Here is a 16,788-nt window from a genome sequence, read left to right as displayed (position 1 = left end):
CGTCCGGATGCTTAAAAATGACGTCCGGATGCTTAAAAAGGCGCCTCGGGTCCCTCGTCGGTGGATCCGGAACCACTCGCCTCCCCATCGGTCGAGTCGGATCCGCTCGAGGTCCCCTCGAGCGGACCGTCCCACGCCTCGAGGCCGCCGCGGAGGCTCTCGACCGTCGCGTCGGCCGTGCCGGCGTACGACGTGATCAGGTCGGCCGCCTGCTGGCTGGCGATCCCGTGGGGACAGACAGTCACGATCCGGTCCGCGCCGGCGAGCTCCTCAACCCGACTCGTTAGCTCGGGGAACGGGACGTTTCGGCTGCCGGGGATGTGGCCGCGGTCGAAGGCCCGTTTCGAGCGGACGTCGACCACGACGAGCGACTCGCCGTCTGCGTCGTCGTTCGTATCGGCGGTAGTCACGTTGCTGGCAGGCGTGTCGGTGACGGTCTCCAGCAGCGCGGCGAGTTCGTCCACCTCGATCTCCGCGCTCATACTTACGGGAACGGGCAGAGGCTCGCGGTCAGGACGGCTCGGTCGTCGGACTCGTTGCGAGCACCGTGAACGGCTCCGCGCTCGTTGAGTACGACGCCGGGCGCCTCGATTCGCTCCGTCTCGCCATCGCGGACGACGGTTGGTGACCCCTCGAGGACGTGGAAGACGTTCGTGGCGTCGGCGTGTTCGTGTGGCGTGATCTCCCCGTCCGGAGCGAGGACGAACGCCTTCACCAGCACGTCGTCGGTCACGACGACCTCGGCTGTTTCGACCTCCCCGCGGTCGGGGTCGAGGTCGGCGATCGCGTCGGCGTATCGGTCGAGGCTCATACGTGTTCTCGATGTCCCCCGACGGATAAATACCGTCGGCTCGCCGGTGGAACGGACGACATACAAAGCCGGACCGTGGGAAACTGGCGGAACGAAAACGGGAGACGAGGAATGGCCGGGGCGGGCTCCGAATCAGTCCTTCATATGGCCAGTGATAGTCGTACCCCGCGGGTTCCGATCGGCTCTTGCCGCCCGACAGAACGCTTTTGCCCATCTACCCGAAACGTGGAGGTATGAGCACCGATACGGGCGTGGAGGAGAACGGGCCGACCACGCCGACCCATATCACGATGGAGCTGTCCGAGGACGGGGAGGTGTGGATCATCACCGACGAGGAGACGGGCGTCACTACCGAAGGTGAGACGCGCGAACACGCCCTGGAGATGCTCGACGATGCAGTCGCGGCCTACAATGGTGAGGCGGGTCGGCCGCCGACCGATGAGGAACTCCGCGAACTCGGGATCGATCCCGAGGAGAACACGAGCGGCGAGCTACCGGACGTGCTCAAGTAACCGATCGATGGTTACGCGGGACTTTTCAGGAGACGACGTCGTCTCGGTACTGACGAGCGTTGGAAACTTCACCTGGGTCCGGACGACCGGCAGCCATATGATCCTGAAGTGGACCCCGCCGGCTGGCCACGGTACGCCGGCGCGGACGGTGAGCGTTCCGCGAAAGGATCGGATCCGGACCGGGACGCTTCAGAAGATCGCCGACCAGGCAGGTGCTGAGGATTTCCACGAGTTCTGCCGATGGATCGACCGAAACCGGTGACTAGCGACGAGTTGGCACGCGGGCGCATTATACGTGCGAGCCGACTCGCGATCGGTTTTACGTGTCTGACAGGATGACGAATCCGACTGGTCGCCGAGCCGCATCATAGCGCGACACCTCCCGATACAGAAGCTGGGATCGGCGCAGATCTGATACTATCGGGATACGAATCGCCCGAGCCACGTCCGACAGCTATGGCTGGCTCTGTGAACAATATGGAAGATGGCCGGGGCGGGCTCCGAACCCGCGATCTCCGCATCGCCCAGGTCCGAGGCTCGGCGGGGCCCCGGCGGGGTCGCGGACGCTTCCAAGGCGACTGCCGCACCGAATCTCTGAAACCCTATGAGTGCGGCGCTATGTCCAGCTAAGCCACCCGGCCGCAGTTGCACGTACCGGGATGAAACCCTTTAACCTTCCCATCCGCGGGCGGTTTGCGACCGTGAGACAGGGTTCATCGCAGCGGACCGCCGTCGATCGACCCGCGGATTTATACTCGGCGCGGCGAATGCATTCGCAAATGAGTCTTCCCGACCTGCTCGCATCGGCAGTCGGCGAGGAGGACGTCGCCGCCCACGTCGACCTCGGCGGCGAGGATGCCCTCGCGGTGACGCCGACACGGACGCTCGTCTACCGGTCCGACGGACTGCTATCCGATGAGACCGTCGAGACGTACCCACACGGGGCCGAGCGGGTCGACGTCTCCGAGGGCCGCCGCAAGACCAAGATCTCCCTCGACCGCGGGCTCGACGGGGAGGAGACGATCACGATCCCGGCCAAACGGACCGACGACGCCCTCCACCCGATCCTGGCGGGCGTGCTCTCGGCGGCCGGCGTCACCGACCCGGGCGAGTCGGTCATCAGTACCTTCCGCTTCTCGGAGCTGACGCTCATCATCACCAGCGACCGGCTCGTCAAACACATCGGGTCGGTCGTCTGGGACGAGGAGTTCGAGGAGTTCCACTACGAGGACGTCACCGACCTCGGCTTCGAGGAGGGGACCGTCGCGACCTCGGTCGTACTCACCCTACAGAACCGCCAGGAGCGGTTCAAGACCCCGAACGAGTCGGCCAGGGAGGTCCGGGAGACCCTGACCGACGCCGTCTGCAGCTACCACGACGTCGAGAGCCCCGCGGAGCTGCGAGCCGTTCGTGCACAGGAGGCCGACGCGGCGGCCGCCGACGCAAGCGACGAGGCGGGCGGGGACGGCTCGCCGGACTTCGGCGTCGGCGTGGATCCCCTCTCGGCGTCGCCGGCGGCCGACGCCGAGGCGAACGCCGAGGCGGACCCCGGGGTCGACGCTTCGATGGAGTCGATGGGTCGAAACGGGGACGTTTCCGGTGAGACCGAGTCGGCTGGATCCGGGGACCCGCTCGCGCCGGACTCCCAGGAGGCGACGTCGAACGCGGCCGCCGACGCCGGTGCCGATGCGTCCGCTTCGACGGCGTCGGCGGACACGGTGTCGACGTCGTCGGAACGTGGTGCTGCCGGGGCCTCACGATCCGGACCTCAGCAGACCGGATCGGCGAACGCCACGAGGGACTCCACCCGTGAAGCTGGCGACGGCGCGGCGGCACGTGGCGACGCCGACGGCGCCCGGTCCGCCCGCGACGCGAACGCGTCCGGCGAGACCGCCACAATGGACGCCGACTTCGCCGACTCCGGGTTCGAACCGGCCGGAGTGACGGACGAGGACCTCGCCGAGGAGGTCGCCGCGCTGCGGGTCGCCGTCGAGCAGCAGGCGGAGCGGCTCGACGAGCAAGCCACGCTCATCGAGCAGCTGATCGAGGAGCTTCGTCGCGGTCGCTGACGGCATCCACTCCACCGGGATCCCTCCCCCGATCGTCTCACCCGTCCCGGCCGAGCACGGCCCGGATACACGAGGAGCCGAACGGCCCGAGATCGCCGGCATCGAGCTCGAGGAAGTGGCCGGTCGAGATCGACGTCCCGCAGCGGCGGCACTCGAACTCGCCCTCGCGGACCGTGACCTCACGGTCGAGGGAGACGGACGCGCCGCCGCGTCGCGTCCGGATCCGGCCGTCCTCCCGGTCGATGATGCCGCGCTTTCGTGCGGCGTCGAGGATCTCCCGGGTGAGTGCGGGGCTCGTCGTCACCGTCTCGAGCCGGTCGATCGCCTCCGGGAGCGGCAGCGATTCCTCCTCGAGGCTGGCGAGGAGTTCGATCCCGAGCTCGCGCTTCCGGTCCCGCGTCGAGTCGCCATCGGGCGAGCGGTCACGGCGCACGCGCATCCGTTCGACGGCGGTGCTTAAAAACTGCCAGGACGACCCGCGGATGGTCGGGTCGGGGCGTTCCGCCACGTCTCCACGGCGGTTCCCGCCACGTCTCCACAAGGCGTTTATCGGTCGGTCGGGAAGCCGGTCGCGTGAAGCGCCGCCTCGCTGCCGGACTGGTCGCCTTCGTCGGCGTCGTGCTTACCGCGTGGCTGACCGACCCGCGAACGCTCGTGGCGCCCGTGGAACGAATCGCCGACGACCCGGCGCTGTTCGCGCTCGCCCTGTGCGGGCTCGCGGTCGTCCGGCCGGCGCTCGCGCTCCCGACGACGTTGATCGCGGTCGCCGCGGGCTACGGCTACGGCTGGGCCGGGGTTCCGGTCGGGATCGCTCTGGTGACGGCCACCGCGCTCCCGCCGTACGCGCTCGCACGTGCCGGCTGGGACCCGTCCGGGAGTCGGTTCTCGCGTGCCGGCGTGCGCCTCGTCGCGGCCGCCGGCGCGACGCGAACGATCGCCGCGAGCCGGCTGCTGCCGGTCCCGTCCGACGCGGTCTCGATCGCGGCCGGATTCGCCCGCGTCGACGTCCGGCCCTTCCTCCTCGGGACCGCGCTCGGCGAGACGCCGTGGGTGGTCGCCGGCGCCGCGGTCGGGGTTTCGGCCGACCGCCTGCTCGCCGGCGACGCGGTGACGTTCGATCCGGTCCTGCTTCTCGGGATGGCCGGCGTCGCGGCGCTGCTTCTGGCGGGACCGTGCTATCGCCTCTATCTGAACGAGTCGGATCCCGGGGCCAGTTCCGCCTGAGCCGTTCGTCCCGGTGCACCACTCGGCCCTTCGTTACCCGACGTGCTCGCGGATCGCCCGAACCACCCGGTTCGGCCGCTCGTGGAGGACCCAGTGGGTGGCGTCGTGGACCGTCAGCAACCGACCGTCCGAACAGTACTCGAGACTCTCCGCCGCCATCGACCGCCGGAGGAACCTGTCGCCGGCCCCCCAGACGACGAGCGTCGGGACGTCGACGGTCGTACGCGCCGGGGTCGGCCGCTCGCGAGCGACCGCGCGGTACCAGTTGACCATCCCGGTGAACGCTCCGGGTCGGGACCACGCGCGACGGTACCGGTCGAAATCTTCGGCGTCGAACGCGCCGGGCCGGCTCGACCGGCGCATTCCCTCGACGACCGGCGCCCAGTTCCGCACCCGAGAAATCCGTTCGGGGAGCCACGGGAGCTGAAACGCCAGAATGTACCAGTTCCGCAGGCGTTGCCGCCACGACGTTCGAAGCGTCCGTCGAAAGACCGTCGGATGCGGGAGGTTGACCGCGACGAACCGCCGGAGCCGGTCGGGACGGTGCAGCGCGAGCCACCAGCCGACCGCCGCGCCCCAGTCGTGACCCGCGATCAGCGCCGTCTCGCGGCCGTACGCGTCGATCAGCTCGACGACGTCGCGGGCCAGCTCGTCGATCCGATAGGGAGTGATCCCGTCGGGTTTCCCGCTCAGGTTGTAGCCGCGCTGGTCGGGGACGACCACGCGGAACCCCGCCGCCGCGAGCGGTTCGATCGCGGCGTGCCAGCCGTACCAGAACTCCGGGAAGCCGTGGAGGAGCACGAGCAGCTCGCCGTCCGCCGGGCCCGCCTCCACGACGTGCAGTCGGACGCCGTTCGTCTCGCGGACCCGTGACTCACCGGGGATCGACGCCGGGATCTCGTCGGGTGGCGACGGCGCCGGGCCCGTCCTCGACCGGTCGGTCGGCATATCGATGGCGATGGCTGCGCGTCGGATAACGGCATCGACGACCGCGAAAAACGCAACCGGCGGTGATTCGGGTCGACGGTGGCTCGTCGGTCGCCGCCAGCGTCAGGGCCCGATTCGCCGTCAGCGTCGGGGACGCTGACTACTCCGCGGCGCCCCAGTCGGCGACGCGCTTCGGGCGGTCCGAGACCGCCAGGACGTCCAGGTCGTCGCCGGCGTGATCGAGCGCCTCGAGCGCGGCCTTCGCGCTGGCCGGCGTGGAGAAGTAGGTGATCTCCTCCTCGACGGCGACCTCGAGCAGGTCGCGCTGGCGGGAGACGATCAGGTCCAGTTCGCCCGAGCGAGCCGCCTCGATCAGGTCGGTGGCGGTCGACAGCTCGAAGTGCTCCGCGAAGCCGTCGACGAGCGCCTCGCCGGCCTCGGTGTCCGGGTCCGGGAACTGGTCGGCCGACAGGTCGACGACGGCGGTCCCCGATTCGGGGATCGGCTTGCCGGTCGCGTCCTGTGCCTTGTCGTAGGCCTTGCCGAACGACGTCGCGGTGCCCATCACCTCGCCGGTGGACTTCATTTCGGGACCGAGACGAGGGTCCGAGCCCGGCAGGCGGTCGAACGGAAGGACGACCTCCTTCACGCTCAGGTGTTCGGGGATCTGCTCGTCGACGTCGAGGTCGGCGAGCGACTCGCCGGCCATCACCGTCGCGGCGATCTTCGCGATCGGGACGCCGGTCGCCTTCGAGACGAACGGAACGGTCCGCGAGGAGCGGGGGTTCGCCTCCAGCACGTAGACGGTCGGGTCGGCGTCGGGGTCGTGGACGCCCGTCACCGCGAGCTGGACGTTCAACAGGCCGACCGTGTCGAGCGCGGTCGCGATCTCCTCGGTCACCTCGCGCACCCGGGTAAGGGTGTCGTCGTCGAGCGAGCGCGGGGGAATCATACACGCCGAGTCGCCGGAGTGGACGCCGGCGCTCTCGACGTGCTCCATCACGCCGCCGATGAGGACGTCCTCGCCGTCCGAGACGGCGTCGACGTCGAGCTCGACCGCGTCGTCGAGGAACTGGTCGATGAGGATCGGCTTGTCCGGCGAGACGCGAACCGCCTCCTCGATGTACTCCTCGAGCTCCGCGTCGTCCTCGACGACGCGCATCGCGCGCCCGCCCAGCACGTAGGAGGGACGCACCAGGACCGGGTAGCCGATCTCGTGGGCGAGCTCGAGCGCCTCCTCGCGGCTCGTCGCCGTGCCGCCGGCCGGCTGGGCGATGCCGAGGTCGTCCATCAGCGCGTTGAAGCGGTCGCGGTCCTCCGCGAGGTCCATGGCCTCCACGGAGGTCCCGACGATCTCGCAGTCGAGGTCGCGGCGCTCAAGCTCCGCCTCGAGCGGTTCACCGACGTTCACGGAGGTCTGCCCGCCGAACTGGACCATCACGCCGTCGGCGCCGGTCGCCTCGACGACGTCGGCGACCTCCTCGGCGGTGATCGGCTCGAAGAAGAGCCCGTCCGAGGTGTCGTAGTCCGTCGAGACGGTCTCGGGGTTGTTGTTGATCACGTGTGCGTCGATGCCCATCTCGCGGAGCGCGCGCACCGCGTGGACCGCACAGTAGTCGAACTCGACGCCTTGGCCGATGCGGATCGGTCCGCCGCCGATGACGACGACGCTCTCGACGTCGGGGTCGATCTGCTGGAGCTCGCCGTAATCGCTCTCGCCGCTGCCCGCATCGGTGCCGGCGAGGTATTCGGGCAGTCGCGCCGAGTAGTAGTACGGCGTCGACGCCTCGAACTCGCCGGCGCAGGTGTCGACCTGCTTGAAGGTGCGGCTCGGCGTCGACGAGGTGACCTCCTCGACCGAGACGGGCTTCACGCTGCCGCCGTCGGTCGAGGTCGTCTTCGGCTCGGCGTCGGCGGGCGCCTTCGGGGAGGCCGCGTCGGCGATCTCGGCGTCGGTGAACCCCGCGATCGCCGCGTCCGTGAACTCGCCGTGCTTGGCGCCCTCGTGGGCGTCGGCGATGCGTTTGAACCGCTCGACGTACCACTCCTTGATGCCCGTGAGGTCACACACCTCCTCGACGGTGTAACCGCGCGCGAACGCCTCGAAGATCGCGTACGGGCGGTCCGGCGTCGGCGTCTCGAGGTAGTCGGCGTCCAGCGTCTCGTCGTCGACGTCGGTCCACTCGACCGCGGGGTCGTATTCGGAGGAGCGCAGCGCCTTGAGCATGCTCTCCTCGAAGGTCCGGCCGATGGACATCGCCTCGCCGGTCGATTTCATCGCCGTCCCCAGCTCGAAGTCGACGTCGTCGAACTTGTCGATGGGCCAGCGCGGCACCTTCGTCACGACGTAGTCGATTGCCGGCTCGAAGGCGGCGGTCGTCTCGCCGGTGATCTCGTTGTCGATCTCGTGGAGGCGCTTGCCGAGCGCGACCTTCGCGGTCACGCGGGCGATCGGATAGCCGGTCGCCTTCGAGGCGAGCGCGGACGAGCGGGAGACGCGGGGGTTCACCTCGACGACGCGGTACTCGCCGCCGGGGGTGCCGTCGTCGTGCCAGGCGAACTGAATGTTACAGCCGCCCTGAATGCCCAGATCGCGGATGACTTCGAGGGCGACGTCCCGCATCTCCTGGTGACCCTCGTCGGGAATGACCTGCGAGGGGGTTACGACGGTCGACTCGCCGGTATGGATCCCCATCGGGTCGATGTTCTCCATGTTGCAGATGATGATGCAGGAGTCGTCGGCGTCGCGCATCACCTCGTACTCGAGCTCGACCCAGCCCGAGATCGACTCGGTGATGAGCACCTCGCCGTTCCGGGAGAGACGAAGCCCCTTGCGGACGCGCTCGACGAGCTCGTCGAACTCCTCGACCACGCCGGATCCGGAGCCGCCGAGCGTGTATGTCGTCCGCGAGATGACAGGAAGCCCGCCGACCTCGTCGACGGCGTCCTGGACGCGCTCGCGAAACGCCTCCTCGTCGAAGTCGGTGACCGACTCGTCCTCGTCCAGCGAGATGGTCGTCGACGCGGGAACCGGCTCCCCGAGGTTCTCCATCCGCTGGCGGAAGAGGTCGCGGTCCTCGGTCGCGTAGATGGTGTCCAGCGGCGTTCCCATGATCTCGACGTCGTGCTCCTCGAGGATGCCCAGCTCGGCCAGCTCGGCCGTGACGTTGAGCCCGGTCTGTCCGCCGAGCCCGGCGATGACGCCGTCGGGGTTCTCCTCGCGGATGACCTCCGCGATCGCCTCGGGCGTGATCGGCTCGATGTAGACGCGGTCGGCCATCTCGGGGTCGGTCATGATGGTCGCCGGGTTCGAGTTGACGAGGACGACCCGAGCACCCTCCTCCTGCAGGGCGCGACACGCCTGCGCGCCGGAGTAGTCGAACTCGGCCGCCTGCCCGATCTGGATCGGGCCGCTGCCGATGAGCAAGATGGTGCGGTCCTCGGACGTCTCCGTCGTCTCGGAGGCCACTGATGAATCGCTCATTATCCGACTGGAGTGCGTACATCGTAATAAGGCCGGCGAAAGAATGCGATTCTCGAAGGAGTTTTTCGAAATTCGCAAGTGATGCGGTCACGTACCACGGTCGGGGACGTATCGAGGGACGGGCGCGCCCGAGTACTTGATTTCGTCCGGTCGCGACGCTCCTTGCCCGACGATGCCGCTAGCCGGCCGTCGTCATCGCGACTCGCCGGTTTTGGTGGCGGGTCACGTGTTGAGCCGGTATCGGTAGGGGTTGTCGGCGATCACTTCCACCTCGCCACGTTCTGCCCACCGCCCCAACACGGTCGCGACGCGGTGCGGGTTGTCGAACTCCTCGCGCTCCTCGAGCAGCGAGAGGATCTCCCGCGCCGTCAACGGCTCCTCGGCCTCGGCGAGCACACCACGCAGCGGTTCGAACTCCCGGGTGTGCATACGTCTTACGTACGGGAGCCACACACATAGGGTTCAGTGAGACAGGAGTCGGACGTTCGTCGGACATCGTCCGATCAGTTATATACTTTGCCGCCGGACGGCCGAAATCGACGGGCTAGGCGTACGGATCCTCGGCCTCGAGGTCGCGCTCGGCCCGGTATCGCTCGACGAACTCGGCGACGTCGAACTCGGTCATCTGTTCCTCGAACTCCCGCAGCGCGCCGTCGTCCTCGGCGTGGCTCACGGCGTGTTCCATCAGCTCGATCACGAGCTCGACGATCACCTCGTGGAGCCGCCGCGCGTCGAACTCGGTCACCCAGACGAGCGCGTAGCCAACGTCCGCGTTCTCGGAGGCGTCCTCGGCGACGACCTGCTCCGGAAACTCCTCCAGAACGACGCCGAGCAGGTGCGGCGTGCCGAACTCGGGCATCTCCTCGCTGGTCGTCTCGACGGCCTCGCGCAACACCTCGACCAGGAACTCCGGGAGGAACCGCTCCGGGGGATGGACGTCCATCACCACCGCGTGCGTCTCCCCGCACGCGCAGTCGTACTCGCGCATCCCGAGATCGAGGTCGCCGTGTCCGATCGTCTCCCCACACGGGAGCTCGATCGCGTCCGCCGTCCCCGGGACGCGTGGTTCGCTCATACCTGCCGTTGGCGCGTCCCGTGGTTAAAAGGCGCGGAACGGTGCGAAACGGCACGGATCGTCCCATCGTTCGGACTCCCCACGGCGCTTCGGGCCCGACACGAGCCTGCCTTTATATTCGATACCGATCTCAGTTACGGTATGGACACCGACGGCAACACCCTCCTCAACGCCGCGATCGGCGCGATCGCGACCACCGTCCTCACCTGGGTTCCGCTGTCGCCGATCGCCGGCGGCCTCCTCGCCGGATACCTGCAGGGCACGGATCCCGAGGACGGCGCGATCGTCGGCGGTCTCTCCGGCCTGTTCGCGTCGGTCCCGTCGATACTGATCCTCCTCGTCGTGTTGGTGTTCCTCCCGCTGGCCCCCGACGCCGCCGTCGGCTTCTCGATCGCGGTGCTCGTCGTCCTCGCGATCGTGGCGGTCCTCGTCTACTGGGTCGCGCTGGGCGCCATCGGCGGGCTGCTCGGCAGCCACCTCAGGACCGAGATCGGGTGACGTGCGCGAGAGGCGGTTCCGGCTGGGAATCGCCGCCGTACTGCGCGGCCCTCAGTGCTCGCCGCCGGTGCCGCGCCGGTCGGATTCGAGATCGATGTCCATCCCCTCGAGCAGCTCGGCCGCCTCCTCGCGTTTCTCCTGGTGGTCCGCGAGGAACTCGCGCATCAGCTCCGCGGCCTGCTCCTTACAGCCGCCACAGAGCCGGTCCCCGTCCTCACACTCCTCGTAGACGGTCCGCGCCAGGTCGTCGTCGTCGTTCGCGAGCAGGTAAGCGTACAGCTCGTAGACGGGACACTCGTCGGGCTTCCCGCCCAGCTCGCGTTGCTCCTCGGCGGTCGACCGCCCGCCGGTCGTCGCCGCTTTCACCTTGTCGTACCCGTCCTCGGGGTCGTCGAGCAGCGAGATGTGGCTGGCCGGGATCGACGAGGACATCTTGCCGCCGGTGAGCCCGGACATGAACCGGTGGTAGATCGAGGAGGGCTGTCGGAACCCGAAGCCGTCGTGGTCGATCTCGACCTCTCGAGCGAGCGTCTCGGCCGTCTCACGCGTCAGGTCGAAGGCGTCGACGTGCCCTTCGAAGACGCGTTTCTCGCCCTCGACCCGTCCGATCAGGTCCTCGAAGGCGTCCTCGGTCGCGTTCCGGTCGAGGAAGCGGACCCGCGGACGGAGCGGCTCCTTGCCTGCGGCGCGGAGCTTCTCGATCGCCGACCGTTTCGCGTCCGTGAGTTCCGGCGTCGGTTCGTACGTCTCGAGCCATTCGGCGGCCGCCTCGCAGCGCACCGGCTCGTCGCCTGCGTCGTCCCCATCGTTTCCGCTTGCAGCACCCGCGATCGCGTCGTAGGCCGCCCGGACGAGCTGACGCTCGTCGTCCCCGAGCTCGAAGCTCGCGAACGCCTCGGTGACCTTGAAGTACCGCATCCGCTCGGAGAGGTCCCGCGAGAGCCGCAGGTGCGGGTCCTGGTCCGGCCCGACCGGCACGACGGTCGGCTTGGGGCCGTCGACCAGCTGCGGATAGAGGATGTCCGCCATCTGGGTGATCGTCGACTGCATGTGTGAGACGTTCGTCTCGCCGTCGAAGCCGTACAGCGCCTGCAGCTCGGAGAAGTTCGCCTTCGACCCCAGCTCGAACGCAAGGTCCTGGACCTCCCGGTTGTCGGACTGTCGATAGACGGTTCCGTCCTCGGGGTCGAACCCGAGCGCGATCAGCGAGAGGACGTAGCTCCGGGCGTGCTCGTCGATCTCGTCCCAGGAGAGCCCGCGCGCGGAGTGGGCCTCCAGGTCGGCGATCAGCCCAAAGGCGTCCCCGCCCTGCTGCTGGTGCCAGATCAGCTCGTCGAAGACAAGCTTGTGGCCGATGTGGGGGTCGCCGGTGGGCATGAACCCCGACAGCGCGGCGAACGGCTCGTCGTTCGCCATCGCCTCGGCGACCGCGTCGTACTCGCGGTGGCCGAAGATGACGCCGCGGCGCATCAGGTAGTGGGGGTGGGGAACGTCGGGGAGGACGTCGTCGAACTCCTCGATCCCGAACTCCTCGAAGAGCTTTCGGTAGTCGTCGACCGTCGCCGATCCCCACGGGTCCAGCTCCACGTCGTCGGCCCCGGCTGCGGTGTCGGTTCCTCCGTCGGTCGCGATCCCGCAGCCCGCGGCGCTCGGAGCGGCGTCTGCGCTCGCGTCGGCGGCGGTGGCGACCTCGCGTGGCGTGTGATCGTCGTCGGTCATGGGGTGATTCGAGCTACCGAACGGTAGTCGATGGAACTCGCGTCGGTCAGCGCAAAAACCATTCGCTTGCGGACGCCGCCGGCGAGCCGAACGTCAAGCGACAGCTCGCGCGGCACGAACGCGTGGTCCGGCTCGATGACCCGGACCAGGTGCTCGGAGTGGGGCAGGTCCTCGACCGTCTCGACGTCGAGATACGTCCGGAAGTCGGCGCCGAACTTGAAGCCGGTCTTCGGGACGATCGCGCGCTCGCGAAGGTCCGTGTAGGTGCGGAGCCGTCGGGCGAATCGGTCGCCCTCGACCGTTCGTCCCCGCCGGCGGATCGCGTCCGCCGTGCCCTCCGCGTCGTCGGCTTCATCGCCGGCCCCGTTCGCGTCGTCGGTTGTCCCTGCCAGCGCGAGCGTTTCGTCCAACCGCAACGATCCGCGTTCGGCCAGGTACGCGGCCTCGAGCAGCGACAGCTGAAGCGCCCCGTCGATCGTTGCGGCGCGCCCGGACAGCGGGCGGCCGTAGAACCCTCGATCATAGAGCCCTGCCGGCGCGTCCCAGACCACCACGCGGTCCTCGAGCAGGACGCCGGCGAGGTCCGCCGGCGGATCGTAGTCGGTCCCTCCCGTCGGGTCGGCCGTTTGCGTCTCGAAGTACGTGAGATCGCTCTCCTCGTCGACGATGGCCAGCGTGGTCCCGTCGATGCCGGCCGCCGGGATCGACTCGCGCTCGCCGACCACCCGGAGTCGGTGGGCGATCGCCCCGTCCGGCGGGCTCGCGCCACGTTCGTACACGATGAAGTCCGCGTCCGCGCCCCCCTGGCGGTTGTGCCCCGGCCAACCCTCGCGCGTCGGCGAGAGGTAGAACCCCCGGTCGCGCAGGTCGGAGTACACGAGGAACCGGACCGCGAACCGGTCGCCCGCGGCGGCCGCGTGGACGAAGAAGGCCTCGAACCCGAGCGTCTCGCCGTCGACGGTCACCGCGCCGAGGTCGCCCCGAAACAGCAGGTGTGCCGCCTCCAGCGGCGTGAGCGAGATCGCGTTCCCGCCGAGCGGGCGCCCGTACCCCCGCGAGTCGTAGAACCGTTGGCGGGCGTCGCCGCCCACGTGTACGCCGTCGCCGCGAAGCTCGCCGTCCGGTTGCATATCTGACCGGGCGGGCGGCGGTCGTAAACGGGTTGCGGTCCGCCGGTGCGGCGTCAGGTCGCGAACGAGTCGCGACGCGGGCGGTTCACGCCGTGGGCGACTCCGTGCCGTCCCGGCGGTCGTCCGCGTCCGTCTCCCACCGCTCGCAGGCTCCGTCGAGACAGCGTCGTCCCTCGGCAGTCTCGAGGACCGGCAGCCCGCACGGGCAGTCGTCGACCACGACGCCGTCCGGGAACGAGAACGTCGTCTCGCACTCCGGATACGCGTCGCAGCCGAGGAAGACCCGACCGGTCGCCTGCTGGACGCGGAGGTCCGACCCGCAGTCCGGACACGGCCAGACGCGGTCGAACCGGTCGGCGACGGCGTCAGCAAGCGAGTCGCAGTAGACGTCCAGACAGACCGTGAACACCTCGCCCCGCTCGACGCGAAGCAGCGGCAGCCCGCAGTCCTCGCAGCTCCGATCCGTGACGGTGGCGCCCGTCGGTAGCCCGTATCGTTCCTCGCAGCCGATGCAGGCGACGTGGCCGCCCGAGCGAACCAGCGCGGATGCGCAGTCCGGACAGCTCCCCACGGGGATCCCGGCCTCGGTGACCGGGATCTCCATCTCGGCCTCGCGCTCGTGGGTGATCACTTGCAGGGTCCGGTCGCCGTCGCGCGCGGTGACGGTGAATCCGGACGCGTCCGTCTCGACGGCCACCGAGTCCGGCCGGGTGAGCCACTCGATCGGTTGGTAGCCGTCGGCGTCGTGCACGAGCGTCGTGTTGTCGGGCTTGACGACCACGACCACGCGGCCGCGCTGAGTGCGCTCGCGGGGACCGTTCAGGATCGTGGTGCAGTCGCCGGCCAGGACGCGGAGTCGCGATGGCATACCCCGTCTGGCGCGGCATCGTCTTTGAACCCTCACCCGCTGCGGTCGTGTCCTACTCGACCTCGACCGACCGGCTCGCACGCACGGGAAACAGGGGATCTTCGGGGAACGTCACCTCGACGACGAAGGTCAGATCCGCGGCGTCCGGCGGTCCGAACACGCCGACCGGAACGGTCGTCTCCCCGTCGAGGTAGACCGTCTTCTCGTGCATCTCGACGTCGTTGACGGTCACGCGAACGCCGGCGCGTGCGCCGCCGCCGTGGTTTCGGACCGTCACGTCACACATCTCGTTTTCGCCGATCCCGACGGTTTCGGGGAACGACCCCCACTCGACGTCGATCCGGGGAAGATCGCCGGCGGATTCGACGATCCGGCTCGCGACGCCCTCGCTCATTCCGGCCGCCTCGAGGCTGCTCGGGTCGGCCTCGGCCACCGTGGTCGGCGAATCGAACCCCGCGTCGGCGAGCCGCTCGGCGCGGTTCGCGCCGACGCCGTCGATCGCCGTGAACGCGACCGCCTCGCGGGCGACGCCGTGGTCGAGCCGCGCCTCGACGCGACGCGCGAGGTTGGCCGCTCGCGCGCCGGCGAACCGATCGAGGAACTCGGTCAGCGCGGCGACCAGCCGCAGCGCGTTCTGCCGGATCACCCACGCGTCCGACCGGAGGTCCGAGGGGACCGCGTCGTCCATGCTCGCCGCCAGGATCGCGAACACCTTCCGGTGGCCCTCCTCGAGGCTCGTCTCGAGATCGGCCGCCGAGAGAATGCGATCGATCGCGTCGGCTTCCGCCGACCGCGCCGAGACGGAATCGAACTCGCCGGCGGCCGCGACCGCCTCGAGGATCGACGCGACCGACAGCGAGTCGCGCTCGGCGAGCTCGTGGAACCGGCTCGCGGTGTCGAGCCGGAGGTAATACTTCGAGGCGAGCCGACCCACCGCGGTCGGTTCGATCCCCAGGTCAGCGTCGGTCTCGACGAACCCGTCCGCGACCAGGTCCTCGAGGACGTCCCGGACGCGGTCGCGGATCGAGCCGAAGCCGTATTGCTCCGGCTCCGAACGCGCACGCACGAAGTAGAACGTCGTCTCGATCCACTCCATCACGTCCTCCAGATCGCGGATCGTTCCCATCGCGATCTCGGCGTTGAGGTGGCCGGGGAGATCCTCCGCGAGCCGCGATTCGATCGGCTTGCCCTCCCGAAGCAGTCGGCGGTATCGGTCGGCGTCGGACCGGTCACAGACCACCCAGCCGTAGCCGATGTCGTCGTAGCCGGGACGCCCCGCCCGGCCCAGCATCTGAAGCACGTCGAGCGGCGAGACGTCGGTCTCGCCCGCCAGCGGGTCGTGATACTTCGTGTCCCGTATGATCACGCAGCGGGCGGGAAGGTTCACGCCCCACGCCAGCGTCGAGGTCGAAAAGAGGATCGAGATCAGCCCCTCGCGGAACCACTCCTCGACGCGGTCGCGGTCGTCCTTGCCGAGCCCGGCGTGGTGGAACCCGACCCCGTCGAGGACGGACTGTCGGAGCGTGTCGTTCGTGAGTTCCTTCGCCTCGGTGTGGAAGTCGTACTCGCCGCGTGCGCCGACCGGGACGTCTCGCTCGGCGATCTCGTCGCGGGTCTTCTTTGCGGCCTGTACGGTGTCCTGTCTGGAGGAGACGAACACGAGCGCTTGCCCGTCCTCGCGGACGTGTGGCTCGGCCAGGTCGATCGCGCGGTAGAGCCGGCGGTACTTGTCGGCGAAGGCGTTGTCGCCGTGTGAGTAGGTCTTCACGCCGGTCTCCAGCTCGACCGGCCGGTACTCGTCGCCGAACTCGAAGGTGGTCTCCGGCGGCGCGTCGAGCCAGTCCGCCACGTCCGCGACGTTCGACATCGTCGCCGAGAGGGCGACGATCCGCGGGTCACAGATCCGGCGCAGCCGGGAGACGACGACCTCGAGCACGCCGCCGCGGCGGTCGGAGTCGAGGAGGTGAACCTCGTCGATGAGCACGCAGTCGACGTCGGCGATGAACGAGTAGCGCGCGGAGTCGTGTTTCCGCGTCGCCGAGTCGGCCTTCTCCGGCGTGATCACGATGACGTCGGCCCGTTCGGCCTGCCTGGGGTTCAGATCGCGTTCGCCGGAGACGACGTAGACCGAATACCCGAGCGCCTCGAAGCGTTCCCACTCGCTTTCCTTCTCGTTGGTGAGCGCGCGCAGCGGCGCGACGAACAGCGCCGTCCCGCCCGCATCGAGCGTCTTGCAGATCGCGAGCTCCGCGAGGGCGGTCTTGCCGGATCCCGTCGGCGCGCTGGCGACCACGTTTGCGTCCGTCTCCAGGAGCGCGGGCAACGCCTCGCGCTGCATCCGGTTGAACTCCTCGAAGCCGAACGCGTCGGCGAACTCCGGGACCGCTTCGGCGACCTTCATCGTGTCCCTCCCCGGGACGGCCTCCCACGCATTGTTCGAAGTGGGGCGCCTCGTGGGGAAAGGCGTTTCC

The 16,788-nt window shown here is 69.1% G+C and carries 16 protein-coding genes and 1 tRNA gene; 5 read left to right on the top strand and 12 right to left on the bottom strand.

What is annotated here, in order from left to right:
• Positions 1–32: 32 nt before the first annotated feature.
• On the bottom strand, positions 33–482 hold the full coding sequence (locus CPZ00_RS06085) for a rhodanese-like domain-containing protein (RefSeq protein WP_096390087.1): 450 nt from the start codon (positions 480–482) through the stop codon (positions 33–35).
• 2 nt (positions 483–484) lie between these two features.
• A complete protein-coding gene (locus CPZ00_RS06080) occupies positions 485–811 on the bottom strand; it encodes a cupin domain-containing protein (RefSeq protein WP_096390086.1) in 327 nt (108 codons plus the stop codon).
• Between the two features lie 290 nt (positions 812–1,101).
• On the opposite strand from CPZ00_RS06080, the gene CPZ00_RS06075 reads away from it, so the two are divergent.
• Together CPZ00_RS06075 and CPZ00_RS06070 are read left to right on the top strand one after the other, a co-directional pair.
• Entirely contained in the window at positions 1,102–1,323 is a 222-nt protein-coding gene (locus tag CPZ00_RS06075; RefSeq protein WP_096391615.1) for a type II toxin-antitoxin system HicB family antitoxin, read from the top strand.
• Positions 1,223–1,585 carry a type II toxin-antitoxin system HicA family toxin gene (locus CPZ00_RS06070; RefSeq protein WP_321167649.1) on the top strand — a complete coding sequence of 121 codons (363 nt, stop codon included), beginning with the start codon at positions 1,223–1,225 and terminating at the stop codon, positions 1,583–1,585. Before CPZ00_RS06075 ends, CPZ00_RS06070 begins: the two co-directional genes overlap by 101 nt.
• A 223-nt stretch (positions 1,586–1,808) precedes the next feature.
• Here CPZ00_RS06070 and CPZ00_RS06065 read toward each other — a convergent pair.
• Positions 1,809–1,964, bottom strand: a tRNA-Met gene (locus tag CPZ00_RS06065).
• Positions 1,965–2,102: 138 nt separating this feature from the next.
• Here CPZ00_RS06065 and CPZ00_RS06060 point away from each other — a divergent pair.
• Positions 2,103–3,392: a DUF7115 domain-containing protein gene (locus CPZ00_RS06060; RefSeq protein WP_096390084.1), complete on the top strand. Its 1,290-nt coding sequence runs from the start codon at positions 2,103–2,105 to the stop codon at positions 3,390–3,392.
• Positions 3,393–3,429: 37 nt separating this feature from the next.
• Here CPZ00_RS06060 and CPZ00_RS06055 read toward each other — a convergent pair whose 3' ends face one another.
• Positions 3,430–3,831, bottom strand: a complete 402-nt coding sequence (locus CPZ00_RS06055; protein ID WP_096390083.1) for a DUF5830 family protein — start codon at positions 3,829–3,831, stop codon at positions 3,430–3,432.
• 134 nt (positions 3,832–3,965) lie between these two features.
• Here CPZ00_RS06055 and CPZ00_RS06050 point away from each other — a divergent pair, with 134 nt between their 5' ends.
• Positions 3,966–4,616: a TVP38/TMEM64 family protein gene (locus CPZ00_RS06050; protein WP_096390082.1), complete on the top strand. Its 651-nt coding sequence runs from the start codon at positions 3,966–3,968 to the stop codon at positions 4,614–4,616.
• A 33-nt stretch (positions 4,617–4,649) separates the two neighbouring features.
• Here the strand turns inward: CPZ00_RS06050 and CPZ00_RS06045 are convergent, their stop codons facing one another.
• From CPZ00_RS06045 to CPZ00_RS06030, 4 genes are all read right to left on the bottom strand, one after another.
• A complete protein-coding gene (locus CPZ00_RS06045; protein ID WP_096390081.1) occupies positions 4,650–5,564 on the bottom strand; it encodes an alpha/beta fold hydrolase in 915 nt (304 codons plus the stop codon).
• Positions 5,565–5,703: 139 nt separating this feature from the next.
• Positions 5,704–9,027, bottom strand: coding sequence for a carbamoyl-phosphate synthase large subunit (gene carB / locus CPZ00_RS06040; RefSeq protein ID WP_096390080.1), 3,324 nt, complete (start codon positions 9,025–9,027; stop codon positions 5,704–5,706).
• Between the two features lie 222 nt (positions 9,028–9,249).
• Positions 9,250–9,456 (bottom strand): hypothetical protein, encoded by a 207-nt coding sequence (locus tag CPZ00_RS06035; protein WP_096390079.1) that lies wholly within the window; start codon positions 9,454–9,456, stop codon positions 9,250–9,252.
• Between the two features lie 115 nt (positions 9,457–9,571).
• Positions 9,572–10,102 carry a DUF5815 family protein gene (locus CPZ00_RS06030; protein ID WP_096390078.1) on the bottom strand — a complete coding sequence of 177 codons (531 nt, stop codon included), beginning with the start codon at positions 10,100–10,102 and terminating at the stop codon, positions 9,572–9,574.
• Between the two features lie 141 nt (positions 10,103–10,243).
• Between CPZ00_RS06030 and CPZ00_RS06025 the strand changes: the two genes are divergently transcribed.
• Entirely contained in the window at positions 10,244–10,600 is a 357-nt protein-coding gene (locus CPZ00_RS06025; RefSeq protein WP_096390077.1) for a DUF5518 domain-containing protein, read from the top strand.
• A 51-nt stretch (positions 10,601–10,651) separates the two neighbouring features.
• Here CPZ00_RS06025 and CPZ00_RS06020 read toward each other — a convergent pair whose 3' ends face one another.
• The 4 genes from CPZ00_RS06020 to CPZ00_RS06005 form a co-directional block, all read right to left on the bottom strand.
• Complete coding sequence (locus CPZ00_RS06020; protein WP_096390076.1) at positions 10,652–12,319, bottom strand: tryptophan--tRNA ligase; 1,668 nt, start codon at positions 12,317–12,319, stop codon at positions 10,652–10,654.
• Positions 12,316–13,449 (bottom strand): tRNA-intron lyase, encoded by a 1,134-nt coding sequence (gene endA, locus CPZ00_RS06015; RefSeq protein ID WP_096390075.1) that lies wholly within the window; start codon positions 13,447–13,449, stop codon positions 12,316–12,318. Before endA ends, CPZ00_RS06020 begins: the two co-directional genes overlap by 4 nt.
• Positions 13,450–13,534: 85 nt before the next feature.
• Positions 13,535–14,317: a topoisomerase DNA-binding C4 zinc finger domain-containing protein gene (locus tag CPZ00_RS06010; RefSeq protein WP_096390074.1), complete on the bottom strand. Its 783-nt coding sequence runs from the start codon at positions 14,315–14,317 to the stop codon at positions 13,535–13,537.
• Positions 14,318–14,369: 52 nt separating this feature from the next.
• Positions 14,370–16,718, bottom strand: a complete 2,349-nt coding sequence (locus CPZ00_RS06005; RefSeq protein ID WP_096390073.1) for a DEAD/DEAH box helicase — start codon at positions 16,716–16,718, stop codon at positions 14,370–14,372.
• Between the last annotated feature and the right edge of the window lie 70 nt (positions 16,719–16,788).

The organism is Halopenitus persicus (assembly GCF_002355635.1).
In the GTDB taxonomy this organism is placed as follows: domain Archaea; phylum Halobacteriota; class Halobacteria; order Halobacteriales; family Haloferacaceae; genus Halopenitus; species Halopenitus persicus_A.
This window is presented reverse-complemented; position numbering and strand designations above follow the sequence as displayed.

Excerpts from the sequence above, each read along its gene's own strand:
- CPZ00_RS06020 (WP_096390076.1), bottom strand. The coding sequence starts at position 12,319 with ATGACCGACGACGATCACACGCCACGCGAGGTCGCCACCGCCGCCGAC.
- CPZ00_RS06025 (WP_096390077.1), top strand. The coding sequence starts at position 10,244 with ATGGACACCGACGGCAACACCCTCCTCAACGCCGCGATCGGCGCGATC.
- CPZ00_RS06060 (WP_096390084.1), top strand. The coding sequence starts at position 2,103 with ATGAGTCTTCCCGACCTGCTCGCATCGGCAGTCGGCGAGGAGGACGTC.
- CPZ00_RS06075 (WP_096391615.1), top strand. The coding sequence starts at position 1,102 with ATGGAGCTGTCCGAGGACGGGGAGGTGTGGATCATCACCGACGAGGAG.
- carB (WP_096390080.1), bottom strand. The coding sequence starts at position 9,027 with ATGAGCGATTCATCAGTGGCCTCCGAGACGACGGAGACGTCCGAGGAC.
- CPZ00_RS06080 (WP_096390086.1), bottom strand. The coding sequence starts at position 811 with ATGAGCCTCGACCGATACGCCGACGCGATCGCCGACCTCGACCCCGAC.
- CPZ00_RS06005 (WP_096390073.1), bottom strand. The coding sequence starts at position 16,718 with ATGAAGGTCGCCGAAGCGGTCCCGGAGTTCGCCGACGCGTTCGGCTTC.
- CPZ00_RS06035 (WP_096390079.1), bottom strand. The coding sequence starts at position 9,456 with ATGCACACCCGGGAGTTCGAACCGCTGCGTGGTGTGCTCGCCGAGGCC.
- endA (WP_096390075.1), bottom strand. The coding sequence starts at position 13,449 with ATGCAACCGGACGGCGAGCTTCGCGGCGACGGCGTACACGTGGGCGGC.
- CPZ00_RS06055 (WP_096390083.1), bottom strand. The coding sequence starts at position 3,831 with ATGCGCGTGCGCCGTGACCGCTCGCCCGATGGCGACTCGACGCGGGAC.
- CPZ00_RS06070 (WP_321167649.1), top strand. The coding sequence starts at position 1,223 with ATGGTGAGGCGGGTCGGCCGCCGACCGATGAGGAACTCCGCGAACTCG.
- CPZ00_RS06030 (WP_096390078.1), bottom strand. The coding sequence starts at position 10,102 with ATGAGCGAACCACGCGTCCCGGGGACGGCGGACGCGATCGAGCTCCCG.
- CPZ00_RS06045 (WP_096390081.1), bottom strand. The coding sequence starts at position 5,564 with ATGCCGACCGACCGGTCGAGGACGGGCCCGGCGCCGTCGCCACCCGAC.
- CPZ00_RS06010 (WP_096390074.1), bottom strand. The coding sequence starts at position 14,317 with ATGCCATCGCGACTCCGCGTCCTGGCCGGCGACTGCACCACGATCCTG.
- CPZ00_RS06085 (WP_096390087.1), bottom strand. The coding sequence starts at position 482 with ATGAGCGCGGAGATCGAGGTGGACGAACTCGCCGCGCTGCTGGAGACC.